The sequence below is a fragment of the Frigoribacterium sp. CFBP 13707 genome (assembly GCF_014842245.1).
GTDB lineage: Bacteria > Actinomycetota > Actinomycetes > Actinomycetales > Microbacteriaceae > Frigoribacterium > Frigoribacterium endophyticum.
Window position 1 is genome coordinate 1 of sequence record NZ_JACYVL010000012.1, and the last position, 24,293, is coordinate 24,293.

The 24,293-nt window shown below is 75.8% G+C and carries 20 protein-coding genes and 1 pseudogene; 10 read left to right on the plus strand and 11 right to left on the minus strand.

Annotation, left to right across the window (positions count from 1 at the left end; all coding sequences use genetic code 11):
- From IFT45_RS14420 to IFT45_RS14435, 4 genes and pseudogenes are all read left to right on the plus strand, one after another.
- A pseudogene (locus IFT45_RS14420) lies at positions 1 to 201 on the plus strand (hypothetical protein); the annotation flags it as partial.
- Positions 202 to 426: 225 nt separating this feature from the next.
- Complete coding sequence (locus tag IFT45_RS14425) at positions 427 to 2,553, plus strand: serine hydrolase (protein WP_192128996.1); 2,127 nt, start codon at positions 427 to 429, stop codon at positions 2,551 to 2,553.
- Between the two features lie 92 nt (positions 2,554 to 2,645).
- On the plus strand, positions 2,646 to 4,058 hold the full coding sequence (locus IFT45_RS14430) for a sensor histidine kinase (RefSeq protein WP_371811031.1): 1,413 nt from the start codon (positions 2,646 to 2,648) through the stop codon (positions 4,056 to 4,058).
- Complete coding sequence (locus IFT45_RS14435) at positions 4,055 to 4,804, plus strand: response regulator transcription factor (protein ID WP_056051914.1); 750 nt, start codon at positions 4,055 to 4,057, stop codon at positions 4,802 to 4,804. Before IFT45_RS14430 ends, IFT45_RS14435 begins: the two co-directional genes overlap by 4 nt.
- Positions 4,805 to 5,003: 199 nt before the next feature.
- Here the strand turns inward: IFT45_RS14435 and IFT45_RS14440 are convergent, their stop codons facing one another.
- Genes IFT45_RS14440 through IFT45_RS14450 form a run of 3 tightly spaced genes read right to left on the minus strand, consistent with a single transcriptional unit; the run spans position 5,004 to position 7,892 of the window.
- Positions 5,004 to 5,669: a methionine ABC transporter permease gene (locus tag IFT45_RS14440; RefSeq protein WP_371811032.1), complete on the minus strand. Its 666-nt coding sequence runs from the start codon at positions 5,667 to 5,669 to the stop codon at positions 5,004 to 5,006.
- Positions 5,662 to 6,828 (minus strand): methionine ABC transporter ATP-binding protein, encoded by a 1,167-nt coding sequence (locus tag IFT45_RS14445; protein ID WP_235491113.1) that lies wholly within the window; start codon positions 6,826 to 6,828, stop codon positions 5,662 to 5,664. The genes IFT45_RS14440 and IFT45_RS14445 overlap by 8 nt, the downstream gene beginning before the upstream one ends.
- Positions 6,825 to 7,892, minus strand: coding sequence for a MetQ/NlpA family ABC transporter substrate-binding protein (locus IFT45_RS14450; protein ID WP_192046976.1), 1,068 nt, complete (start codon positions 7,890 to 7,892; stop codon positions 6,825 to 6,827). The genes IFT45_RS14445 and IFT45_RS14450 overlap by 4 nt, the downstream gene beginning before the upstream one ends.
- Before the next feature lie 203 nt (positions 7,893 to 8,095).
- Between IFT45_RS14450 and IFT45_RS14455 the strand changes: the two genes are divergently transcribed.
- The gene (locus tag IFT45_RS14455) at positions 8,096 to 9,409 is read left to right on the plus strand and encodes an acyl-CoA dehydrogenase family protein (RefSeq protein ID WP_192129000.1); all 1,314 of its coding nucleotides are present in this window, start codon (positions 8,096 to 8,098) and stop codon (positions 9,407 to 9,409) included.
- Between the two features lie 87 nt (positions 9,410 to 9,496).
- On the opposite strand, the gene IFT45_RS14460 is transcribed toward IFT45_RS14455, so the two are convergent.
- Positions 9,497 to 10,564 carry a magnesium and cobalt transport protein CorA gene (locus IFT45_RS14460; RefSeq protein ID WP_056051908.1) on the minus strand — a complete coding sequence of 356 codons (1,068 nt, stop codon included), beginning with the start codon at positions 10,562 to 10,564 and terminating at the stop codon, positions 9,497 to 9,499.
- 961 nt (positions 10,565 to 11,525) lie between these two features.
- Here IFT45_RS14460 and IFT45_RS14465 point away from each other — a divergent pair.
- Positions 11,526 to 11,888: a hypothetical protein gene (locus IFT45_RS14465; RefSeq protein ID WP_192046978.1), complete on the plus strand. Its 363-nt coding sequence runs from the start codon at positions 11,526 to 11,528 to the stop codon at positions 11,886 to 11,888.
- 100 nt (positions 11,889 to 11,988) lie between these two features.
- On the opposite strand, the gene IFT45_RS14470 is transcribed toward IFT45_RS14465, so the two are convergent.
- From IFT45_RS14470 to IFT45_RS14490, 5 genes are all read right to left on the minus strand, one after another.
- Positions 11,989 to 12,837 carry an alpha/beta hydrolase fold domain-containing protein gene (locus IFT45_RS14470; RefSeq protein WP_192129002.1) on the minus strand — a complete coding sequence of 283 codons (849 nt, stop codon included), beginning with the start codon at positions 12,835 to 12,837 and terminating at the stop codon, positions 11,989 to 11,991.
- Between the two features lie 62 nt (positions 12,838 to 12,899).
- A complete protein-coding gene (locus tag IFT45_RS14475; RefSeq protein WP_185231121.1) occupies positions 12,900 to 13,220 on the minus strand; it encodes an SHOCT domain-containing protein in 321 nt (106 codons plus the stop codon).
- 216 nt (positions 13,221 to 13,436) lie between these two features.
- Positions 13,437 to 14,933, minus strand: a complete 1,497-nt coding sequence (locus IFT45_RS17925; RefSeq protein WP_192129004.1) for a LamG domain-containing protein — start codon at positions 14,931 to 14,933, stop codon at positions 13,437 to 13,439.
- Positions 14,930 to 15,817, minus strand: coding sequence for a S26 family signal peptidase (locus IFT45_RS14485; RefSeq protein WP_192129006.1), 888 nt, complete (start codon positions 15,815 to 15,817; stop codon positions 14,930 to 14,932). The genes IFT45_RS17925 and IFT45_RS14485 overlap by 4 nt, the downstream gene beginning before the upstream one ends.
- Complete coding sequence (locus IFT45_RS14490; protein WP_167261762.1) at positions 15,799 to 16,467, minus strand: hypothetical protein; 669 nt, start codon at positions 16,465 to 16,467, stop codon at positions 15,799 to 15,801. The genes IFT45_RS14485 and IFT45_RS14490 overlap by 19 nt, the downstream gene beginning before the upstream one ends.
- Before the next feature lie 360 nt (positions 16,468 to 16,827).
- Here IFT45_RS14490 and IFT45_RS14495 point away from each other — a divergent pair, with 360 nt between their 5' ends.
- Positions 16,828 to 17,757, plus strand: coding sequence for a cation-transporting ATPase (locus IFT45_RS14495; RefSeq protein WP_192129008.1), 930 nt, complete (start codon positions 16,828 to 16,830; stop codon positions 17,755 to 17,757).
- Between the two features lie 204 nt (positions 17,758 to 17,961).
- Here the strand turns inward: IFT45_RS14495 and IFT45_RS14500 are convergent, their stop codons facing one another.
- Positions 17,962 to 19,176 carry an ROK family protein gene (locus IFT45_RS14500; RefSeq protein WP_192129010.1) on the minus strand — a complete coding sequence of 405 codons (1,215 nt, stop codon included), beginning with the start codon at positions 19,174 to 19,176 and terminating at the stop codon, positions 17,962 to 17,964.
- A 157-nt stretch (positions 19,177 to 19,333) separates the two neighbouring features.
- Here IFT45_RS14500 and IFT45_RS14505 point away from each other — a divergent pair, with 157 nt between their 5' ends.
- Positions 19,334 to 21,679, plus strand: a complete 2,346-nt coding sequence (locus IFT45_RS14505) for an alpha-galactosidase (protein ID WP_192129012.1) — start codon at positions 19,334 to 19,336, stop codon at positions 21,677 to 21,679.
- A gap of 91 nt (positions 21,680 to 21,770) precedes the next feature.
- Here IFT45_RS14505 and IFT45_RS14510 read toward each other — a convergent pair whose 3' ends face one another.
- Complete coding sequence (locus IFT45_RS14510) at positions 21,771 to 22,634, minus strand: DUF805 domain-containing protein (RefSeq protein WP_197982472.1); 864 nt, start codon at positions 22,632 to 22,634, stop codon at positions 21,771 to 21,773.
- An 88-nt stretch (positions 22,635 to 22,722) separates the two neighbouring features.
- Here IFT45_RS14510 and IFT45_RS14515 point away from each other — a divergent pair, with 88 nt between their 5' ends.
- Complete coding sequence (locus IFT45_RS14515) at positions 22,723 to 23,439, plus strand: B3/4 domain-containing protein (RefSeq protein WP_192129014.1); 717 nt, start codon at positions 22,723 to 22,725, stop codon at positions 23,437 to 23,439.
- Position 23,440: 1 nt separating this feature from the next.
- Positions 23,441 to 24,139, plus strand: coding sequence for a hypothetical protein (locus IFT45_RS14520; RefSeq protein ID WP_192129016.1), 699 nt, complete (start codon positions 23,441 to 23,443; stop codon positions 24,137 to 24,139).
- Positions 24,140 to 24,293: the final 154 nt, after the last annotated feature.

The window sequence follows — 24,293 nt, forward strand, 5'->3', positions numbered from 1 at the left end:
GCCGAGGACGCCTACCTCTTCAACCTCTACGGCGGCTCGCTGAAGCCCCTCCAGACCGAGGGCGACAACGCGATCCTCGAGGGCACCACGGTGCACATCAGCCCCGACGCCGCCGCGCTGCTGAACCAGACCTTCAAGACCGACGCCGTCCAGGACGAGATGCTCGTCGGCGTCGCGAAGATCACCGTCGCCACCAAGTAGCACTCTCCCGCTGCTCGGTGACGACCGCGCCGGTGCTGCATCCCTCGACGTAGGGCCGGCATCCCGGTGGGACCCCCTTCTGCTCGTGAGCAGGAGGGGGTCTTCCGCGTGCCCGGGGTGCACCGACGGTGCGCCGGGTCGGCACCGGGCCTGCGTCGGAGGTCGTAGGCGAGGTCACGACCTGCGCACCCTGTGGCGGCGCGCTCCGGGCGCGAGCGTGGAGTCATGACATCGACACACGCCGAGAGCGGGGCCCCGAGGGGCCGCCGCGACCGCCGACTCCTGCCCCGCCTCGCCGCCGCCGCGGCCGTCGTCGCCCTCGCCCTGCCGCTCGCGGCCTGCGCGGGCACGGCCTCCGCCGAGCCCGCTCCCCCCGCCCCGCCGCAGCACCAGCCCGGCGGGCACGCCCTCACCGCCTCCGACGTCGACTCCTGGCTCGACGGGGCCCTGGGCTCCGCGCTGCAGACGACGGGCATCCCCGGCGCCTCAGTCAGCGTCGTGGCCGACGGCCAGCTGCTGACCGCCCGCGGCTACGGGCTGGCCGACACGGGCACCGAGGGCGACCCGGCCCGGCCCGTCGACCCCGACGACACGCTCTTCCGCGTCGGCTCCGTCTCGAAGGTCGTCTCCGCGACGGCCGTGATGCGGCTCGTCGAGGACGGCCGGCTCGACCTCGACGCCGACGTGCAGCAGTACCTCGACTTCGACCTCGACACCCCGAAGGGCGCCGTGACGCTGCGCCACCTGCTGACCCACACCTCGGGCTTCGAGGAGGTCATCGCCGGCCTGATCGGCACGCCCGGCAGCGAGGTGTCGCTGCGCGACGCCGTGTCGGCCGCCCCGCCCGAGCAGGTCTTCGCCCCGGGCACGACGCCCGCGTACTCGAACTACGGCGCCTCGCTCGCGGGCTACGTCGCCGAGCGCGTCCGCGGCGAGCCGTTCGCCGAGCTCGTGCAGGAGGAGGTGTTCGGGCCCGTCGGCATGACGTCGTCGTCGTTCGAGCAGCCGCTGCCCGCCGACCTCGACGCCCGCCTCGCGAAGGGCTACCCCGACGACTCGCAGCCGTCGTGGCCGACCGAGGTCGTGAACGCCGCACCGGCGGGGGCGATGACGTCGAGCGCCACCGACATGGCCCGGTTCATGCTCGCCCACCTCGGCGACCTGCCCGCCGACCAGTCGCCGCTCACGGCCGACACGCTCGCTGAGATGCACCGCCCCGCGCTCGACGCCGACGACCTCGGCACCCTCGCCGAGGGCCAGCGCATGGACCTCGCCTTCTTCGACGACAGCACGCCCGGCCTGCCCGCCTTCGGCCACGACGGCGACACGCAGGTCTTCCACACCGCGATGCGGATGTTCCCCGAGCAGGACGCCGGCATCTTCGTCACCCTGAACGGCAACGGACGCGACCCGATGGACTCGAGCGAGCTGCGCACCACCCTGCTCGAGGGCTTCGCCGACCGCTACCTGCGCGACGACGAGGGAGCCAGTGCAGGAGGCACGGGCGCGGCCGCCGAGGCCGGCCCCGACGCCGAGACGGTCGCGGCCACCTCCCCCGGCTCCGCGTCGTCCGGCGACGCGAGCGCCGCGGCCGCCCTCGCAGGCACGTACATCTCCTCCCGATCGCCCTTCAGCAACCCCGGCGCCCTGCTCGCGCTCAGCGGCCAGACCACGGTCGTGCCGCGCAGCGACGGCACCGTCGCGGTCACCCCGAAGCCGCTCGGGACGACCACCGGCGTGTACGAGCAGGTGGGCGCGAACGCCTGGCGCGAGGTCGGCGGCGACGCCGTGCTCGCGACGCGCACCGACGGCGACGACGACGACGCGACCGTGTCGGCGATCTCGTGGGGCGCCTCCTTCACCCTGCTGCGAGCACCCGTCTGGGGCACCGCCTCGCTGGTGCTGCCGACGGTGGCCCTGTCGGTCGTCGTGCTGCTCGTCTCGCTGGTCGCCTGGCCGGCGGTCGCCGTCGCCGGCGCCGGGCGCCGCCGCCGCGGGGAGCTGCCGGCCACGGCTCCTGCCGACGCCGCAGCCCGTCGGGGTCGTCGCACCCTGCTGCTCTCGCGCCTCGGCCAGCTCGCGACCGTCGTCGCCCTCGTCGGCTGGGCCCTGGTCGCCGTGCAGGCGCTGTCGTTCGTCGACGTGCCCGCGGTGTCGCTGCGCGTGCTCCAGGTGCTGCAGGTGGTCGGCGTGCTCGCCGTCGTGCCGGCGGTGCTGGCGACCTGGCAGGCCGTCCGCGACCGTTGCGGCGCCCTCGTGGTGACGGGTCGCGTGCTGGTCGTGCTGGCCCTGGTCGCCCTGGCCTGGTTCGCGCTGGCGTACCGGCTCATCTCGCCGAGCGTGAGCTACTGATGACCCCCTCACAGGGCGACGCGCCCCTCGACCGCCCGCACACGGCGGCCCCGGCCGCCCCGGCGACCGGCGGCACCTGGCAAGCTCCTACCGTGACCACCGCCACCGCCTCCCCCCGCCCCTCGGCGCTCCGCCGGGCCCTGGCCCGGGTGGGCGTGCGGAGCGACCTGGGCCGCGACGTCGTGCTCGCGGCCGCCTGGGCCCTGGTCGCCCTCGCCTTCCTCGCCGGGCTGCAGGCGGCGGGCGAGCTGCTCGGCGCCGACCGGGGCGGCGTCGTGCCGCCCGCCCAGGTCGGGCTGGTCGTGGGGCTCGCCCTCGCCCAGCACGTGCCCCTGGCGCTCCGCCGCGTGCGGCCGGTGCCGGCCCTGATCACCGTCATGGTGCTGCAGGCCGCGCTGCTCGCCGTCCTGCCCTCCGGCATCGCGCTGTGGACGGCGGCGCCGGTCGTACTCGCCTACACGGTCGGCTCGCTGCGGCCCACGCGGGTCGTCGTCGGCGCCGGGGTCGCCGCGGTCGCCGTCGCGGCGGTCGGGGCGGTCGTCGGCGCGACCGGCGTCGCGAAGCGGGCGCTCGGAGCGGTCGCCCTGCCCTCGCTCGACCTCCTCGACCCGGCCGCCGAGGCGCTGGCCCTCATCACGAGCGCCGTGCTGATCGTCGGGGTCAGCGCCGCCGTCGGCTCGTGGGTCGCCCTGCGCCGCCGGCACGAGCACGACGTCCGCGCCCGCGCCGCCGAGACGGTCGAGCACCAGGCGACCCTGACCCGGGCCGCGGTCGCCGCGGAGCGCACCCGCATGGCCCGCGAGCTGCACGACGTCGCGGCCCACCACCTCACCGGGCTCGTCGTGCAGGCGGGCGCCGCCGAGCGGCTCGTCGACGGCGACCCCGAGCGCGCGAAGGAGTCGCTGCGCAGCGTCCGCTCCCAGGGCCGCGAGACGCTCGACGCGCTGCGCTCGATCGTGGGCATCCTCCGCGAGACCGGCGACGACGCCGACGGCAGCGTGCCGGTGCCGGGGCTCGGCGACGTGGGCTCCCTCGTCGACTCGGCCCGCGGCTCCGGCACCGTGGTCGAGGTGCGGGCCGACGGGTCGCTGCCGACGCTGCCCCCGCTGGCCGACGTCACCGCCTACCGGACGGTGCAGGAGGCGCTGGTCAACGCCCGCAGGCACGCTCCCGGAGCACCCGTGGCCGTCGACCTCCTGGCCGAGCCGCGCCGCCTCGTCGTGGTGGTCGAGAACGCGATGCCCGCGACGACCGGCCGCACCGCCCCGGGCTACGGGCTGGTCGGGATGCGCGAGCGCGCGGCGCTCGTCGGCGGACGCCTCGAGGCGGGGCCGACGGCGGCGGGCTCGTGGCGGGTGCGGCTGGAGCTGCCGGTCGAGGCCGATGTGGCGGCTGCCGCGCCCGGGGCGGCTGGGGCGCCCGGGGCGCCTGCCGGGCCTGCGGGGGTCGGCGCGTCGGGCACCGCGATCGGCGGCACGACGGCCGGCGACGGGGGCGGCGCGTGATCCGCGTCGTGCTGGTCGACGACCAGTCCATCGTGCGGGCGGGGTTCCGGGTGGTGCTCGAGACCGCCGGGGGCATCGAGGTCGTGGGCGAGGCCGCGGGCGGCCGCGAGGCGGTGACGCTCCTGCAGCACACGCGGGCCGACGTCGTCGTGATGGACGTGCGCATGCCGGGCGGCGACGGGATCGAGGCGACGCGGGCGATCACCGCCGGTGCTGCGGGTGCGGCGGGTGCGGCGGGCTCAGGTGTGGCGGTCGCCGGTGCCGGCGCGACGGGCGCCGTCGGCGGAGGTGGGGCCGACGCGACGAGCGCCGGTGCCGGCGGCGGGCCCGCCGTGCTCGTGGCGACGACCTTCGACCTCGACGAGTACGTCTTCGGAGCGCTCGAGGCGGGGGCCCGCGGCTTCGTGCTCAAGGACGCCGAGCCCGAGGAGTTCGTCGCCGCCGTGCGCGCCCTCGCCTCCGGCCGGGCCGCGATCGACGGTGCGACCACCCGTCGCGTGATCGAGGAGTTCACGCGGCGCCGGGCCGCCACCCTCGCGGGCCCGCCCGTCGACGTGCTGACGCCCCGCGAGCAGAGCATCGTGCGGCTGCTCGGCGAGGGGCTCTCCAACGACGAGATCGGCGAGCGCCTGGTGATCGAGACGAGCACCGTCAAGTCGCACCTCACCCGCGTGATGACGAAGCTCGACGCCCGCGACCGGCTGCAGACCGTGATCTGGGCCTACCGCTCGGGCCTGCTGCCCTAGTCGCGGCGCCCTCCGTCATCGAGGTGACTCGTCCTGGCCTCCCGACGCCGTCGAGACCTCAGGACGAGTCACCTCGATCACCGCGTCCGCTGACTTGCCACTTTGGGGGCCTCCAAGAGCTCATGAGCCCCCCAAAATGGCAACTCACCAGGAGGACGTGCACGCGCGCACGGCGTGCCCGCGGCGCGGCCCGCACCCGTCACGCGTGCAGCACCCTCCGCGCCACCCGGTTCCCGAGCAGCTGCGCCGCCTGCACCAGCACGATGATCAGCACGATGACCGTGACCATCACCACGGTGTCGAAGCGCTGGTAGCCGTACGTGATGGCGAGGTTGCCCAGCCCGCCGCCGCCCACGAGGCCGGCGACCGCCGTCGCGTCGACCAGGGCGACGAAGATGTAGGTGAGCCCGAGGGTCAACGGGCCGAGCGCCTCCGGCACCACGATCGTGCCGAGCACCCGCAGCGGCGACGCGCCCATCGCCGCACCGGCCTCGACGGCGCCGCGGTCGACGGCGACGAGGTTGGTCTCGGCGATCCGCGCGATCGAGAACGTCGCCACGATCGTCAGCGCGAAGATCGCGGCGCCGGTGCCGATGCTGGTGCCGATCACCGCCCTCGTCAGCGGCGAGATCGCCACGATCAGGATGATGAACGGGATGGGCCGCACCACGTTGATCACCGCGTTCAGCGCCGTCGACACCGCCGCGTTCTCGAGCAGCGCTCCGCGCCGCGTCGAGTAGAGCACGAGGCCGAGCAGCAGCCCGAAGAGCGTCGCGAGCACGAACGACACCGTCACCATCTGGAGCGTCTGCAGCAGCGCCGCACCGATCTTCGGCCAGAGCACCGCGGGGTCGACGTCACGCACGGGCCCCCACCTCCTCCACCGTCGTCGTGCGGCGCAGGTCGCGGAGCGCGGCCTCCACCCGGTCGTCGTCGCCGAGCAGCTCGACGGTCAGGTCGCCGAACAGCCGCGACTGCAGCTCGCTCACCCCGCCGTAGACCACGTTGACGTCGACGCCGTGCTCGCGGGCGACCCGCGACAGGAAGGGGTCGTTCGAGTCGCGGTCCACGACGTGCAGGTGCACGAGCCGGCCCGTGTGCACCTGGCGGATGCGCGTCAGCGTGGCCGCGGACGCCCGGTGGTGCAGCACCGAGGAGACGAACCGCGACGTCGTCGGGTGCCGCGGCGACGCGAAGACGTCGTAGACCGAGCCGGTCTCGACGACCTCGCCGTCCTGCATCACCGCGACCCGGTCGGCGATCGAGCGGATCACGTCCATCTCGTGCGTCACGAGCAGGATGGTCACGCCGTACTCGTCGTTCGCGCGGCGCAGCAGGTCGAGCACCTCGCCGGTCGTCTGCGGGTCGAGGGCGCTCGTCGCCTCGTCGCTGATCAGCACGTCGGGCTTCGTCGCGAGCGCCCGGGCGATGCCGACCCGCTGCTTCTGCCCGCCCGAGAGCTGCGACGGGTGGTCGAGCGCCTTGTGGCCGAGGCCGACGAAGTCGAGCAGCTCCTCGACGCGGTCGACGGTGGCGTCGCGCGAGAGCCCGGCGAGCCGGAGCGGGTACGCCACGTTGCCGTAGACCGTGCGCGACTGGAGCAGGTTGAACTGCTGGAAGACCATGCCGATGCGCTGCCGCGCCCGGTGCAGCTGCCGCCCCCGCAGCGCCGAGATCTCGCGCCCGTCGACGTGCACCGAGCCCGCCGTGGGCCGCTCCAGGGCGTTGACCGTCCGCAGCAGCGTCGACTTGCCGGCCCCCGACCAGCCGACGATGCCGAAGACGTCGCCGCGCTCGACCGACAGGCTCACGTCGCGCAGCGCGTCGACCCGGCGGCCCTGCACCTCGTACGACTTCGACACCCCGCGGAACTCCACGATCGCGTCGCCCGCCCCGGTCACCGAGGAGTCGCGGGTCGGCTCGGTCGCCGCGCCCGGCCCCCCGAGGGCGAGGCCCGCCTCCCCGAGGTCCGCGCCCGCCCCGCCGACGGCCACGGCCGCCGCGGTGCCCCCCGCCGCGCTCACGACGCCTGCTCGCGGGCCGCCGCCTCGAGCTCGGCGAGCGTCGCCCGGAGGTCGTCGGCCGACACGTCGACCAGCACCACGGCCCCGAACGAGTCGCGCTCGAGCGCCTCGGCGACGCGCGGGTCGGCGTAGGCGTCCTCGAGCACGTCCCACGCGGGGTCGTCGACGTCGTCGGCCCGGGTGACGACCGCGTTGACGTAGGGTCGCGAGCCGTCGCTCAGCGCGTCGTCGAGGTAGAGCGCGTCGTCGGCGTCGATCTCCTGCGAGGGGTCGAAGTACGACGTGCCGACGACGACCGCGTCGATGCTCGGGTCGTCGAACTGGGTCGGGATGGTCGTCGCGCCGATGGGCACGAACTGCAGGCCGAGGTCGTTCTCCGTGACGTCGTCGACGGTCGGGAAGATCCCGGCCCCGTCGTCGACCTCGATCAGGCCGGCCGCCTCGAGGATCCCGAGGGCCCGTCCGCTGTTCGCCGCGTCGTCGGGGATCGCCACGTGGTCGCCCTGCTCGAGCTCGTCGAGCGACGACTTCGTCGCCGAGAAGACGCCCCACTGGCTGATCGACGTCGAGAACACGGGCGTCAGGTCGGTGTCGTTCGCCGTGTTGTACGCGCTGAGGAAGGCCGTGTGCTGGAACGCGTTCGCGTCGACCTCGCCCGCGACGAGCGCCGAGTTGGGCAGCGTCCAGTCGTCGAAGTTGACCCACTCCACGTCGAGGCCGTCCTCCGCCGCGACCGTCGCCACCGCGTCCTGCAGCTCGCTCTCGCCGCTGCCCGCGATGCGGACGCTGAGCCGCTCGACGTCGCCGTCCGCCGCGTCGGCCGGGTCGGTGCCGCCCCCGACGGCGGTGCCGACGAGCACTCCCCCGCCGACGAGCGCCGCGACGCCGGCGACGCCGAGCACGGTGAAGAGCGCTCGGCGCCGCTTCCGGCGCGCCTCGTCGAGGCCGGCGCGGAGGCCGCCCGCGGGCCGGTCGGCCCTCTCGGCGCCGGGTGCCGGGTCGTGCCCCTCGGCCCCGTCGGTGCGGCCGGCCTGGTCGTCGTGGTGGTCGTGCTGCTCGCTCATGGTGTCTCCCCTGGGTGTCGTCGTGGTGATCGTGGTGGTGCTGGTGGGGAGCGACTGTGCCAGCCGGGAGGCCGTCGGTGAAGCGTCCGTGTCGACGCGTGACGGAGAGTGACGGTGCGTGACGGGACGTGTCGCCGCGTGACGCCGGGGGTGGTCGAGCAGCCGTCCGTCTGCGAGGAATGGAGCTCGACCGAGAGGACCTCATGAGCCACGACACGCAGACCACCGACCGGACGACGGGCGAGCAGGGCAGCCCCGAGGAGGCGCGGGTCGACGCCCGCGAGGAGGCGCGGGTCGACGCCCGCGTCGAGGCCGCGTTCGCCCCGGTGCTGGAGCGCATCGCGGCCGGCGCCGTCGCCCGGGAGCGCGAGCGCCGCCTCCCCGTGGCCGAGGTCGACGAGCTGCGACGGGCCGGCTTCGGTGCGCTGCGGGTGCCGGTCTCGCACGGCGGGTGGGGAGCGTCGCTGGAACAGGAGTACCGCCTCCTCGTCCGGCTCGGGGAGGCCGACTCGAACCTGCCGCAGCTGCTCCGCGGGCACGTGGCCTTCGTCGAGACGCAGCGGGCGCAGCCCGACGGCCCCCTGCGCGACGAGTGGCTCCACCGGCTCGCGGCGGGCGACGTGCTCGTCGGCAACGCCCAGGCCGAGCGCGGTGCGGCGACCGAGGTGACGACTCGGCTCGAGCAGCGCGGCGACGACCTCGTGCTCACCGGTCGCAAGTACTACAGCACCGGCACGATCTACTCCGACTGGATCTGGGTCGGGGCGGTGCGGGTCGGGGGCGACCGCGACGGCGAGCGGGTCGCGCTGAGCGTGCGGGCCGACGCTCCCGGGGTCACCCGCGTCGACGACTGGGCCGGCTTCGGCCAGCGGCTCACCGGCAGCGGCACGACGGTCTTCGACGACGTCGTGGTCGACCCGCGCCAGGTCATCCCGTGGGGCGAGAACGCCGAGCGCCGCCCGCTCGCGCACGCGCAGTCGCTCTACCAGCTGGTGCTGCTCGCGGCGCTGAGCGGCACCGCGCGGGCGGTCGTCCGCGACGCGGTGGCGTTCGTGCGGCCCCGCACGCGCACCTTCGGCGTCGGCGGCACGTCGTCGCCCCGCGAGGACCCGCTCGTGCAGCGCGTCGTCGGGCGGCTGTCGAGCATCGCGTCGTCGGTCGAGGCGATCACCCTCGCCGCGGTCCGGCACGTCGACGCCGCCGACCGCGCGGGCGCCGCCGACGACGGCCACGGCGCCCGCTGGGAAGAGGCGCTCGTGCGGGTCTTCGAGGCGCAGCAGGTCGTGCTGCCGCTGGTGCTCGAGGCGGCGACCTCCCTCTTCGAGGTGGGAGGCGCCTCCGCGGTCGACACGGAGCTCGCGCTCGACCGCCACTGGCGGAACGCGCGGACGATCGCGTCGCACAACCCGGCGATCCTCCGCGAGCGCGCCGTCGGCGACTACCGCCTCAACGGCGTGCCGCCCGCGGCGCCCGGCGCGCCCGCCGGCGCGCCAGCGCCCGCGCCGTCGCCGAGGTGACGCCTCCTGGGCCTCCGCCGGCCCCGACGCCCCAGGACGAGGCATCTCGATGCGGCACGGCTCCCTGCGGGGGCCGGCCCGCGACTCCTAGAGCCAGTGCTTCTTCTTGAAGACGAGCCAGAGGGCGACGCCGAGCAGCAGCATGAGCCCGAGCGCGAACGGGTAGCCGAAGCGCCAGTGCAGCTCGGGGATCACGTCGAAGTTCATGCCGTAGATCGACGCGACGAGGGTCGGCGCGAAGAGGATCGCCGCCCACGACGAGATCTTCTTGACCTCCTCGCCCTGCTCCATCGAGGCGCGGGCGAGGCGGCGGCTCTCCTCGCCCTGGGCGAGGCTGGCGCTGGTCATGCGGCGCATCGCGTCGTTCTGCTCCTGGGTGACGAGCGTCGAGTGCAGGGTCAGGGCGTTCTCGAGCAGCACGCGGAAGGTGTCGGCGCGCTCGGTGATGCGGATGGTGTGGTCGAGCACGTTGCGCAGCTGCGCCTGCACCTCGTCGTCGGTGCCGTACTTGGCGGCGCCGCGCAGCAGCGAGTCGACCATCTCGGGCAGGGGCCCGATGGCGCGCTGGAAGCCGATCACCTCCGAGAGCAGCTGGTAGATGCGCTTCGACGACTCGGGGTCGACCTGGCCGTCGAAGAGGTCGTCCTCGATCTCGTCGATGTCGTCCTGCAGGCCCGCGACGACGGGGGCGTAGCCGTCGACCAGCTCGTCGAGCACGCGGCTGAGCACGGCCTCGGACCCCTTCGCGAGGAACTCCGGGTCGGCCTCGAGGCGCTTGCGCACCTGGCCGAGGTCAGGGCGCTCGGCGTGCCGCACGGTGAGCACGAAGCGCGGCCCCGCGAAGAGGTGCACCTCGCCGAACTCGACCGCCTCGCGCTCGTCGTCGTACCAGGCGGAGCGCAGCACGATGAAGAGCGTCTCGCCGTAGCGCTCGAGCTTGGGGCGCTGGTGGCCCTTGCGGGCGTCCTCGACGCTGAGCGGGTGCAGGTCGAACTCGGCCGCCACCGAGTCGAGCTCGGCGGGGCTGGGGCGGAAGAGGCCGATCCAGGCGAGGCCGCCCGCGGTGTCGTCGAGGGCGGCGTAGGTCTCGCGGAGGTCGGCGGGCGTCCGCGTGCGGGTGCCGCCGACGTAGATGCCGTTGTCGATGAGTGCCATGGGCGGGTCTCCTGTCGGTGCAGGAGGCAGGGGAGCGAGCGACGGGGGCCGGTGCGGGCGCGCGGGGGCGCGCAGGCTGCGCGGGCGCGGACTGCTCGGGCGCGGACTGCGCGGGCGCGAGCGGCCGGGGCGGCCGAGGAGCCTCGGCCGCCGGGGCGGGCCGAGCCGGGTGCCGACCCGCGGGGCGGGCCGAGCCGGTCAGATCCGGAACGCTCCGCCGACGAGGCGAGGGCGTCCCTGACGATCATGATCACCGGTCATGTCGCGAGTCACCTGCCTCTCGGTCGTGCGTTCGTGGTCGGTCGTGCGGGGTGGTGCGTGGTGCGTGGTGCGTGGTGCGTGGTGCGTGGTGCGTGGTGCGTGGTGCGGGGTGCGTGGTGCGTGCGGGTCGGGCCCGTGCGCCGGGCCCGTGGCATGAGCGTCCCGAGGCGGGCGCGCCCTCGCGGGCCTCCCGCAGCATAGTGCGCGGGGGTGTCGGGGCGGGAGCCTCCTCACGGCATCCCTACGCAGTCGCACCGGCCCGCCCCGCGCCTCCCCCGGTCCGTCTCCTCGCCGGTCCGTCTCCTCCCCCGCTCCGTCTCCTCCCCCGCTCATCGACGCCCGTCCGCGTGCCCCCCTCTCAAATTCGAGAGCGATCGGCCCGACACCGACGACGACAGGCGGGAGGCGCGGGCCGACGACCCGGATCACTCGCGTTCTGCCCCCCGCGCCCCCGACCTCCTCCCCCGACGGCCCCGCCCCTGCCTCACGCGGCACGGCCGTTCTCTCGAATTTGAGAGCGATCGGCCCGCCACCGACGCAGACAGGCGGGAGGCGCGGGTCGACGGGCGAGATCACTCGCGTCTTCCGGTGCCCGCGCTGGTGCCGACCCCTGCCCGGCGTCGGCGTCGGCGTCGGCGCCGGCACCCGCGCCCGTGCCCACCGCCCGCTCCTGCGCCGGCCGCCCGCTACGCTCGCCTCCGTGACCGCCCCCGCCGCCTCGCTCACCTGGGCCGACCTGCCGACCGCCACGCGCGTCGAGGTCGTCCGCCTCGCGGGCCGGGGCGAGGCGCACCCCGACCCGGCCGTGCGCCGCGCCGCGCACGAGTGGGCGACGATGCCGAGCTGGTCGTCGCGGGCGAACCGGCTGCCGGGGTGGACGCTTCCCGCCGCCGCCGCGGTGCTCGGCGTGCTGCTCGTCGTCGTCGGCCTCGCCGTCGACGCCCCCTGGCCGATGATCGTCGTGCTGGTCGCGGCCGCCGTCGTCGCCCTCGTGCTCGGCCTGCTCGGAGCGAACGCCCGGTCGTCGGCCGCCGCCGTGCGCGCCGTCGCCGACCGACCCTGAGCTGACCGCCCCGACGCCTGATGCCGAGCCCGAATCCGAGCCCGGCCCCCGGCCCCGACCCCGACCCCCGGACCAGCCCACGAGCCGAAGCCCGCGCCCCTCACCCCCGCAGGCACCACCCTGCGACGAGCTCCACCGCCGCCCGGAACTCCGCCAGCCGCGGCCGGTCGAGGAAGGCGTGCCGGGTGCCCGGCAGCACGTGCCGCTCGAGGTCAGCCCCCGACGCCGTGAGCTCGCGCGCGAACGCGTCGCCCGAGGCCCGCATCGAGTCCGCCTCGGCGTCGACCATGAGCGTGCGCGGGAACCCGGCGAGGTCCTGCCCGCCGGCGAAGGCGTGCCGCTCGGCGAGCGCCGCGGCGGTGCCGGCGTAGTTCCGGTTCATCAGGTCGAGCCCCCAGCGGGAGTGCGACAGCCTCCGGTGCCCCCGCACCGACCGCTGCAGTGCCCGGTCGACCGGCAGCACGGGGTGGAAGAAGCCGTAGCCGAGCACGACCCCGCGCGGCGCCGCCCCCTCGTCGATGGCCCGCAGGGTGGCGGCCGCGGCGAGGCACGCCCCCGCGCTCGCCCCGCCGATCAGCGCGCCGCCGGGCGTGGCCTCCGCGACGCTCCGCCAGACCGCCGACACGTCGTCGACCGGCCCCGGGAACCGCGTCCGCCCGCGCCCGGCTCGCCCGACCCGCGCGACCGGGCCCACCGACGCGACCCGCCCGACCCGCCCGACGAGCGGCCACGGCGTCAGCCGGTAGTCGACCGTGACCACGCCGACCCCGCGGCGTGCCAGGGCGGACGCGACCTCGTGCGCCTCCGGCTGGTCGAGCCCGCCCCGGAAGAACCCTCCGCCGTGGGCCCAGACGAGCACGGGGGCCGACCGCGCCTCCTCGGGTCCGTCCCCGGCGGGCACCGCCGCCGCGTACGTCCGCACCGGCACCCCCGCGACGACGTCGTCCACCGGCTCGGGGCCTGAGGGAGTCGCGGGCCCGGCCCCCGGAGCACGCCCCGCCCCCAGCCCGCTCACCCGCGCAGGACGGACGCCCGCGCCGACTCCCGCTCGGCGTCGGTGATGACCCCACGGCCGTGCAGGTCGTCGATCTCGGCGAGGCGCGCCTCGACCGACTTCTCGGGCTGCAGCACCGACGAGTCGCGGAGCTTCGCCGCGAGCTCGGCGTCGAACGTCAACGGGTTGATCCCCCGACGCCGGGCCGACACGACCTTGACCACGATGAGCACCACCATCGCGACGACGATGACGCCGATGACGAAGCCGGCGAGCGTGACGCCGGTGTCGAAGGCGCCGGGGCTGGAGCCGGGGAGGACTGCGAGCACGGGTGACATCGCCTCAGTCTCGCAGGCCCCGACCGACCGGTCCACGCCCCCGTCCGCCCCGGCCCGGCCCGGGGCCCTCCGAGTGGTCACGAACTGCTCCTCCCGGCGCCCGGGAGGAGCAGTTCGTGACCACTCGAGCCCGGCCGCCCCGCGTCCCCCGGCCGCCCCGCGTCCCCCGGCCGCTCCGCGCCCCGGCCGCCCCGCGCCCCGGCCGACCCGCGCCTCCTACCGCCCCGCCTCCCAGTGCTGCCGCACCTGCTCCTCGGTCAGCACCACCGAGTAGACGGCCGCGTAGCGCAGCCCTCCGACGAAGTAGGGCGAGTCGGGGGTCACGGGCCACCCCGAGGGGATCGTGCCGGCCCCGACGCGCCAGTACCCGTCGTAGTTCATCGCCGACTGCACCGTCGCGTCGTAGGCGACGCGACGCCCGTCGAGGTACATCGTCATGCCGCCCTTCGGCGTGTACGTCACGGCGACGTGGTGCCAGGCCCCGTCCGTGACGGACGTCGTGGTGCGGATCGTCTGCACGTTGCGCGGCCGCTGCCCGTAGATCAGGCGCCCCTCGGCGCTCACGTAGAGCAGACGGTCGGCCTGCGTCGAGGTGCCCGTGGCGGAGTCGCCGAACCCGATGACGACGCCCTGCGGCCTGGTGGTGCGGAACCAGGTCTCCATGCTGAAGGTCTGCGGGTCGGACTGCTTCGTCGGGTACGTGACGTAGCTCGTGCTGCCGTCGGGGTCGTAGGCGGCCCCGGGGTCGCGGGGGCAGCTCGGCAGGGGAGGGCGGGCGAGGGTGCCCTGCGAGCCGACGTAGGCGCCGGTCGCGCCGTGCCCGGAGACGTCGGTCGCTCGCTGCGTCGGCTGCACCACGAAGGCGTCGAGCTGCAGGCCGGTGGTGTCGCTCGTCGCGTAGACCGAGCCGCCGGGGGTGCCCACCGCGAGGCCGGCTCGGCCCGTCTCGGTGATGCTGGTGTCGGTGACGGCGATCACCTGCGCGCCGCCGACGAGCACGCGGATCGTCGACCCCACCAGGTCGAGCGAGAACCGCGTCGTGCTGCCGTCGGCGAGCGTCGCGGGCGACGTCCCGAGCAGGGTCTGGCCGCCGTCGACGACGGACCACAGCGCCCAGCGCTTGTCGGCCTGCTCGTAGCGGGCCGTGTAGTAGGTGCCGGTCGTGCTGGTCGCGGAGCCCGTGTTGAGGCGGCCCACCAGCCCCACGGTGTCGGCGGCGACGGTGCTGCGCACGAACACGTCGGCGCTCACCGTGTAGTTCGGGCTGCTCGAGGCGGGCTCCGAGCGGTACAGGACGAACGAGGTGCTGCCCGACTTCCGCACGCGGCCCGCACCCGTGAACACGACCTCCGTGCTCCCGCTCGAGTTGTGGCGCAGCCAGGTGCCGCCCGTGTCGCCGGTGTGGCCGGAGAGCGGCGCCCCGGCCGTGTCCGAGAAGGTGTCGCGCACGAGCTGGGCGATCGCCTTCTCGTCGAGCGGCCACTGGAAGACGGCGCCGTCGCGCTGCGGGGCCCACGCGTCGGGGCACCGGAAATAGGTGGCCGTCTGCAGGCGGTCCCCCGTGTTGCGGACGGACGCCGTGAAGGCCGCGCTCGTGCCCTCGGTGGAGCCGGTCACGAGGCCGAGGCCCGCGACGAGCGCCACGGCCAGCACGGCGGCGAGGGCACGGAGCCGGGGCGCCGCCGCGCGGCGCGCGAGGTGCCGCCCGCTCACGCCGGCTCCGCCCGGCGGCGGCCGCGCTCGGCCCGGGGCTCCCCCGCGGGCAGGCCCAGCGTGAGCACCGCGATCAGCGGCGAGGCGCAGATCAGCGCGACGACGACCCAGCCCACGACGGGCAGGTGCAGCGACGTCGTGAGGTCGACGGCGGAGGCGCCCGCGGGCACCGGCACCTGGCCGACGGCCCCGCTGACGAGGTCGGCGTGGCCGCCGCCCTCGGCCGCGACCCGCACGGGCACGAGCCCGGTCGAGACGACGTGGGCGACGCCCCGGCCCGCGGCGTCGACCGTGGTCGAGAGCAGCACGGCCCCGACGAACGGGCGCAGCACCGACACGACGCCGAGCACCACGGCGCAGCCCGCGACGAGGCGGAAGGCCGAGCGCGCCGAGTCCGAGCGGAGGCGCGTGCCGACCGCCCAGACCGCCAGCGCCCCGAGGGCGAGCCAGGGCAGCCCGCGCACGAGCCACCCGACGCCGGGCAGCAGGGCGACGGCCCGGCCGACGAGGTCGTCGTCGCCGAGCAGCCACGGGTCGACGGCCCCGGTGGTGTCGCCGCTGGTGCGGACGCCGTCGGCGCCGATCGACGCGACCCGGTGGGTGTACACCTCGCCCGGCACGGTCGGCGGGCGGAAGGTCACGACGTCGCCGACGCGCAGGACGGCGGAGGGGCCGGAGGCGCGGGCCGGCTCGGTGAGCACCAGCGTCCCCACCGGCGCCGCCTCCCCCATCGACGAGGAGGTCACGACGAACCAGCGCCCTCCCCCGTGGTGGAACGCCCCCGCCGCGACGGCCAGGGCGACCGCGCCGACGACCGCCACGGCGAGCAGGAGCGCGCCGAGCCGACGCGCGAGGGGCGCCGACGTCAGGCCGTGAAGGTCCACGTCAGCGGCATCGAGGCCGTCAGCGACTGGTAGCTGTTGTCGGCCGTCGAGTCGAGCGAGACGACGAAGGTGAAGGGCACGGCCGTCTGGCCGCTCGGCGCGGTGAGGGTGATCGGGCCGCCGCTGGCGAGGCCCGCCGCCGTCCCGGAGAAGACCGAGGCGCCTCCCGCGGTCGTGACGGAGACGCGGATCTTGCTGCACAGGTCGGTGGCCGACCCCGTCGTGGCGGAGCCGGCCGTCGCGGTCTGCGTGCAGGTGCCGGGCGAGAGCGTGAAGGTGCGGACGGCGGCCGTGCCCGTGGCCTGGATGCTGACCTGCGTGGTCGCGGCGGGGCCGCCGGGGGTCATGGCGGTGTCGCCGCCGAACTTGTTGATGGTCGAGCAGGTCGCCGCCGACGAGCCGGCGCCGCCGTCGGTGCTGCTGCAGGTGGTGCCGCTCGTCGTGCCGGGCACGGACGACGACACCAGCGCCTCCTTCATGGCCAGCGAGGCCGTGCCGACGGTGTTCTTGTCGTTCGCGATGCTGGCCGTGAACGACGAGAGCGTGCCCGTCATCGTGAGGCTGAGCACGATCGAGCCGATGACGCCGGCCGCGAGGGCGAGCGGCGTGGTGCGGACGCGCCGACGGCGCAGGGAGACGTGGGAGGACATGGTGGAGTGCCTTCGGGGTCGTTCTGCGCGTGTCGGGGTCGCGGCCGCCTCGGGAGCAGGGCCGCGGCGGCGGGTCGCCGCGCGCAGTGACCTGGACGCTAAACGAAGCCCCGACGCCGCGTCATGGCCGTCGTGCCCCCAGTTCGAGGCGTGATCGTGCATCGGGGCGGCGTGCCGCGCCGTACCGTCTGCGCCCCGGTCTGATCGACCGACGACGCCGACGGTCCTCGTCCACCGAACGCGGCAGGATGCGCGGTGGCGAAGGCGGAGGAGGCTCCGGCACGAGCGGACCGTCCGGTTCGGATGACTCCCGCAGCTTCTCCGGGGGGTCTGCACATCGGGGGCCGCCACGATGTGCCCATGCCCGACTTCAAGCGCCTCCTGGGCGCCGCCGCGAAAGCGCTCGGCGACTCGTCGTCCTCATCCTCCTCTTCTTCGTCGTCCGCCGGCGGGCGCGGCGACTCGCGCCCCGGTTCCGGCACGGACTGGCGCGACCTCGTCCGCACCGCCGCCGACAAGCTCACGGGTGACGAGCGCCAGCAGGGTGCAGGAGGCGCGGGCCAGGCCCCGGGGCGCGCCCCCGGTCAGCAGCCCCGCCAGTCCGCCCCGTCGGCGGGGGCCTCCGCCTCGCAGGTCCGGGCCTCCGAGGCCGACCGCGTCGCCCTCGGCAAGTACGACTACCTCCTGCGCACGGCCGAGCCGGAGCAGCTCGAGCAGGTGCACCGCGACGCGTTCGCGCGGCTCACCCCCGAGCAGCGCGAGCTCGTGCAGGCTCGCCTCGGCGAGGAGCTGCCCGCCCACGAGCAGCCCCGCAGCGGCGGCACCGACGACCTCGCCCGCGCGGCGACGCGGGGCGAGACGGCGCACCCCGGCCTGATGCAGCGTGTGTTCGGCGGCGGCGCCGGGGCCGGCACCGGCACGGGCACTTCGGGCTCGGGCTCCCGCACGGGCTCGGGCGCCGGGACGTTCGCGGCGGGTGCGGCGGCCGGGGTCGGCGTCGCCGCGCTGGGCGGTCTCGCCCTGACGGTCGCGGCGGGTGCCGCGGTCAGCAGCGTGGCCGCGCCGCTCCTCTCCGGTGCGCTGGCGGACGGCGTCGACTTCGGCGGCCTGGCGGAGAACTTCGGGCTGGAGGGCATCGCCGGGCTCGGCGAGGGCCTCGGCGGCCTCACGGAAGGCGTCGACGGGCTCGCGCAGGCCGGCGAGGAGGGCCTCACCGGCCTCGGCGAGCAGGTCGGCGGCCTCGGCGAGGGCTTCCAGATCCCCGGCCTGGGCGACCTCTTCGACCGCTGACGCGCCTCCCCCTGGTCATCCAGGTGCCTCGATCTGGCCCCTCGGCCCCCGCAGAGCCCCAGCTCGAGGCACCTCGTCGTGCTCGGCTCACCCCAGCGCCGCGCCCGCGCACCTCAGTTGCCGATCTGAGGGGCTCAGCAGCCCGCTCCACCCCCCGATTCGGCAACTGACCGCACAGACCGTGGCCGACTCAGCCCACGCGCCTCACGCCCCGAGCGACCCCAGCGACCCGATGCGCGCCTGCACCGCCACCGCCGCCGCCCCGCGTGCCCACGCCCCGAAGTCCGCGGCGCCGGTCAGCACCCGCACCTCCGACGCGTCGGGGTCGCGGTCGGCGGCGATGCCCGCGCGCAGCTCGGTCGCGGCGACGGGCACGTCGACGAGGCCGACGCCCTCGCCCGACAGCACCACGGAGCCGACCATCGTGAGGTTCGCGACCGCAGCGATCATCCGGCCGAGCGAGCGGCCGGCCGTGCCGACGACCTGCACGGCGACCGGGTCGCCCGAGGCGGCGAGCGCCAGCAGCTCGTCGTAGGCAACGCGGTGACCGAGGCCCACCGCGGCCGAGGCGCACATGCTCGTCGTCGACAGCATCGCCGTCGAGCAGCCGCGGTGCCCGTCGACGCAGATCGGCCCGGTCGGGTCGAGGGGGACGTGTCCGCCGAGGCCGAGCCCCGTGTCGGGCGTGACGACCTGCCGCCCGTGGACCACCAGGCCGTAGCCGACGCCGGCCCCGACCGTCACCACGGCGAAGTCGTCGACGCCGCGACCGAGGCCGAACCAGCGCTCCGCCTCGGTCAGCGCCACGACGTCGTTCTCGACGACGACCGGCACCCCGAGCCGCTCCGCGAGCATCCCGCCCAGGTCGACCTCCCGCCACGCGAGGAACGTCGCCCGCCGCACCGTCCGCTGCCCGGTCACCTTGCCGCCGATGCTCACCCCGACTCCCGCGAGGCCCTCCACGCCCTCGACGCCCGCGACGCCGACGCCGACGCCGCGGCTGCCGCTGCCGGTGCCGCTGCCGCCCGCCGTGAGCGCCTGCACCACCGCGACCAGCGCCTCCACCACCTCCTCCGGCGACCGACCCGCCAGGTCGGCGACGTGCTCGCCGAGCGCCTTCGCGCGCAGGTCGGTCAGCACGCCGAACGCCTGGTCGCCGGTCAGCTTGACGCCGACGAAGTGCTGCAGGTCGGCCTGCACGTCGAGCGGCCTCGCCGGCCTTCCGACGGCCCCGGCGAGCTCGACGGCGCCCTCGACGAACAGCCCGCTGTCGAGGAAGGGCCTGCTCAGCCGGGTCAGGCTCGCGGGCGACAGCCCCAGCCGACGCCCCAGCTCCGCCCGCGCGATCGGCCCGTGGATGAGCACCTCGCGCACGAGCTCGCGACCGGACTCGCTCAGTGCGGGCTCCGTCGTCGCCATGGGCACTCTCCTGCATCGTCGCGGCCGCGGGCGGACCCACGGAGGCCGCAGAGACGCGGCCCGCCGAGCATATCTTCCGTGGCGGACGAAAAGGAGGCGCGGAGAGGGCCCCGACGCCGACTTGACACCCCTATTCCTTCCGTCATAGAACTAACCCATGCAGCGCCGCACCGATGCCCTCCCGCCCGAGCTCCACCTCCGCCAGGGAGGCACGAGCGTCGTGCTCGACACCTCGGGCGGGGGCCTGCCGAGCATCGTCCACTGGGGCCCCGACCTCGGTGACCTGAGCGACGCCGCCCTCGCCGGCCTCGTGCTCGCCTCCCGCCCCCAGCGCACCTCGGGCGCGATCGACGAACCCGCCCGCCTGACGCTCCTGCCCCTCGAGTCCGACGGCTGGCAGGGCACGCCCGGGCTCCTCGGCAGCCGTGCCGGCGCCTCCTTCTCGCCCGCCTTCACCGTCACCGACCTCGACGTCCGCGAGACCGGCACCGCCGACGCCGCCGACTCCGGCGCCTCCGGCGCCTCCGGCGCCTCCGGCGACTCCAGCGACTCCAGCGACTCCAGCACCGCCACCGCGACCACCGCCGCCCCCGGCATCGCCGGCTCCCCCGGCACCACCGTCACCGTCACCGCCGACGACCCCGCCGCCGAGCTGCGCCTCGTCGTCACCCTGCGGCTCGACGTGCACGGCCTGCTGCACCAGCGCCTCCGCCTGTCCAACACCGCGGCGGGCTCGACCGGCGACGACGCCCGCGGCCTCGACGCCTCGGCCGCCGCCGCCCTCGACACCGCCGCCACCTACGAGCTCGGCGAGCTCGCCGCCAGCTTCCCCCTGCCGCACACCGCGGGCGAGGTGCTCGACACGACGGGCCGCCACCTCCGCGAGCGCACGCCCCAGCGCCACGCCCTGACGGTCGGCCGGTACGACCGCGAGAGCCGCCGCGGACGCCCCGGCGCCGACGCGACCCTGCTCGTCGCGACCGGCACGCCCGGCTTCGCGTTCGAGCGCGGGCTCGTCCACGCCGCCCACCTCGCCTGGAGCGGCAACCACCGCGTCAGCGTCGAGCGCATCGTCACGGGCGCGACGCACACCCGTCTCGCCGAGCTGCTCGCTCCCGGCGAGGTCCGCCTCGGGCCGGGCGAGAGCTACGAGACGCCGTGGTCGATCGGCTCGTGGGGCGACGGACTGACGCAGCTCTCGTCGCGCTTCCACCGCCTCCTCCGTGCCCGCCCCGGCCACCCGTCGACGCCGCGCCCGGTGACCCTCAACACGTGGGAGGCCGTCTACTTCGACCACGACCTCGCCCGGCTCACCGCCCTGGCCGACGCCGGGGCCCGCGTCGGCATCGAGCGCTTCGTGCTCGACGACGGCTGGTTCCACGGCCGTCGTGACGACACGACGTCGCTCGGCGACTGGTGGGTCGACGAGACGGTGTGGCCCGACGGCCTGGCGCCGCTGATCGAGCACGTCACCGGCCTCGGCATGCAGTTCGGCATCTGGGTCGAGCCCGAGATGGTCAGCCCCGACAGCGAGCTCGCGCGGGCGCACCCCGATTGGGTCCTCGGGCCCGGCGAGGGCCGCCTGCCCGCCGTCGCGCGCCAGCAGCAGGTGCTCGACCTGTCGAACCCCGACGCGTTCGACCACGTCCTCGGCCAGCTCGACGCGCTGGTGAGCGACCACGACGTCGCCTACCTGAAGTGGGACCACAACCGCGACCTGCTGGAGGCGGGGGCCGGCTCGCCCGCACGGCCGGCGGTCCACGAGAACGTCGTGGCCCTCTACCGCCTGCTCGACGAGCTGCGCACGAGGCACCCCGGCCTCGAGATCGAGAGCTGCGCCTCCGGCGGGGCCCGCGTCGACCTCGGCGTCCTCGACCACACCGACCGCATCTGGACGAGCGACTGCATCGACCCCGTCGAGCGCCTCGTGAACCAGAAGCACACCGGCCTGCTCGTGCCGGTCGAGCTGATGGGCGCCCACGTCAGCGGCCCCCGGTCGCACTCGACCGGCCGTCGCCACGACCTGTCGTTCCGCGCCGGCGTCGCCCTGCCCGGCCACTTCGGCGTCGAGTGGGACATCAGCTCGCCCGACGTCGCCGACGCGACCCTGGACGAGCTGGCCGCCTGGATCACCGTGCACAAGGCCCACCGCGACCTGCTGCACACCGGGGCCGTCGTGCACGCCGACCTGCCCGACGCGGGCATGGACCTCCGCGGCGTCGTCGCGGCCGACCTCGGCCGCGCGCTCTACACGTTCACGCAGGTCGCGACGAGCGCGAGCTACCCGCCCGGCCCGGTCACGCTGCCCGGCCTCGACGACGACCGCGACTACCGCGTGGCCCTCGCGGCCCCGACGGCCCCGCTCGCCGGGCCCGGCCAGTCGCCGCTCGCCTGGGCCCTCGACGGCGTCGTGCTGAGCGGCCGTGCCCTGCGGCTCGGCGGCGTGCAGGCGCCCGTCCTCTTCCCCGAGCAGCTCGTGCTGATCGAGGCGGTCGCGCTCTAGGGCACCGCCCGGGCCCCGGCGACGCCCCGGGGCCACGGCGAGGCCCCCGGGGCGCGCTGCCGTCAGCGCCCCCGGGGGCCTCGGTGACGGGTCAGGCCTGCGGGAGGCGCGGTGCGGCCCCCTGGGGAGCGGGCACGTCGAAGCGCGCCCCGCCCGGCTTCGGCCCGAGCACCGACAGGATGAAGATCACGAAGCCGCCGAGGTACGGCACGAGGTTCAGCAGGATCAGCCACCCGCTCAGGTCGACGTCGTGCAGGCGACGGACGCCGATCGACAGCCACGGGATGATCGTGCCGACCGCGACCAGTGCCAGGACTATGCCGAACGGGTAGAAGCCGGGGCCCGGCTGCGAGGTGCCGTCGACCGCGGTCGTGGCGCCCGCTGCTCCGGCGATGCCGCCGCCGATGCCGAGGACGATGAAGACGACGGTGTTGACCAGCACGGCCCACCAGTACTCGCTGCGGCTCGCCCGCCCCGAGAACGTCGCGTACTTCTGGAAGAAGCGCTTGATCGACTCGACCGGCCCCGCGCCGTACAGGGGCGCCCAGAGCGGAACCGTGCCGTCGGCGGCCAGCGGGACGGGGGTGCCGTAGAGCGGCTGGGGCGGAGCGACCGCGCTGCCGGGCTGCTGGCCGTAGGGCTGCTGGCCGTACTGCTGCTGGCCGTACGGCTGCTGCCCGTACTGCGGCTGCTGCTGGCCGTTCGGCTGCTGCGCGTACGAAGGCTGGCCGGAGGACGGCTGGCCGTACGGCGGCTGCTGCCCGGACGGCGACTGCTCCCCGGACGGGTGCTGCCCCGACGGCGCCTGCGGGCTCAGCCGCGACTGGCCCTCCGCGGGCGGCGATCCGTACGGCCAGCGAGGCGCCTCCCCGGGCTGCTGCCCCTGCTCGCCGCCCTGTCCCTGTCCCTGTTCCTGGCCCTGCCCGCCCTGGCCGTTCCGTCCGTCGTCACTCATGTCGTTCCCCCTGCTCGCGTCGCACCCTGCGACGTCGCCAGGGTACCGACCCGAGGGAACCTCGTGCGCCCCGTGGCAAGCTGGGCCCATGACCGACCGCGACCTCCCCGGCCTGCTCGCCGCCGCCTCCGTCGACCCCGCCGTCTTCGCGCTCCGGCCCGACTACCGCGCCGCGCTCGTGGCCGTCGACGGCATCGTGCCCGGCCCCAGCGACGACGAGAGCGAGGCGCTGCTGCAGGCCGCCGAGCGGTCGGCCGCCGCGGCCCTGGCGGAGGTGCCCGTCGACGAGCTGCCGCACGTCGCCGCCTGGCGCGACGCGTACCGGGCGTTCGGCGCGAAGCCGCAGCGGACGCGCAACAGCGCCGAGGCGCTCATCCGCCGCGCGGAGTCCGGCCTGCCGCGGGTCAACCGCCTCACCGACCTCTACAACGCCGTCTCGGTCTCGCACGCGATCCCGCTCGGCGGCGAGGACCTCTCACGCTACGTCGGGGCGCCCCGCCTCGTCCGCGCCGTCGGCGACGAGGCGTTCGAGACGAGCGCGGGCGGCGAGCCCGTGACCGAGCACCCCGACGCCGGCGAGGTCGTCTGGTGCGACGACGAGGGCGTCACCTGCCGCCGCTGGAACTGGCGGCAGGGCCCGCGCACCGCGCTCCGCGACGACACCACGTCGGCCCTGTTCGTCCTCGACGCGCTCGACCCGCTCACCGACGACCAGCTGGAGGCGGCGGTCGCCGACCTGGAGCAGCACCTGACCCGGCTCGGCCCCGACGTCCGCACGGCCCGCCGCGTCATCCGAGCCGACTGACGTGGCCGACCCCGGCGACACCGCCGCCGCCCCGGCCCGGGGCGGCCCGGACTCGGAGACGCTCGGCCCCGACGCCGACGCCCTGCCCCAGGGCTGGGTCGTGATCGGCACGCGCGACTGGCGCAGCGTCTGGGGCGTCGGCGCGCAGCCGTTCTTCCTCTCCCTCATCAGCCTGCACCTGGTCAACATCGCGGCCACCTTCGCTGCCGACGGCGTGCCGGTCGTCGTCACGATTGGCACGGCCCTCGCCCTGGTCGTCGTCACCGTGGCGGTCGCCTGGGTCGCGCGCACCCGCCGCTGGCCGCTGGCCGCGGTCTCCCTCGGCACGGGCGAGCTCCGCGCCGGGTCACGCACGGTCGAGCTCGCGTCGGTGGACGCCGCCCAGATCGGCGCCCTTCCCCAGCGACGACGCGAGCCGGTCGTCACCCTGCGCCTGTCGGCCGGCGGGAAGGCGCGCGTCGAGGCGTTCCTGCGCGACCGTCGCGGGGCTGCCCTCACCGACGAGCACCGCCTCGTGCTCGCCGAGGCGCTCCGCCGCACGTCGATCGTGCTGCCCGTCTCGCCCGACGACCCGAAGGGCCGTTTCACGCGCATCAACTTCCCCGGTCACCTCGACCGCGACGAGGCCGTCGCCACCGCGCTCCGCCCCGAGACCGCCGACGCCCACGTGCTCGGCGCGAAGCGCCTCTACCAGCGCTGACGCGCGGCCCCGCGCCTCCCCACCCACCGGGGTGACCCGTCCCGGGCCCTCCCCCGCGCCGAGAGCCCACGACGGGGCACCTCGGTGCCTGCGGGCTCGCGCCCGGGCGAGCCCGCGCTTCCCCCACCCACCGAGGTGACCCGTTCCGGGCCCT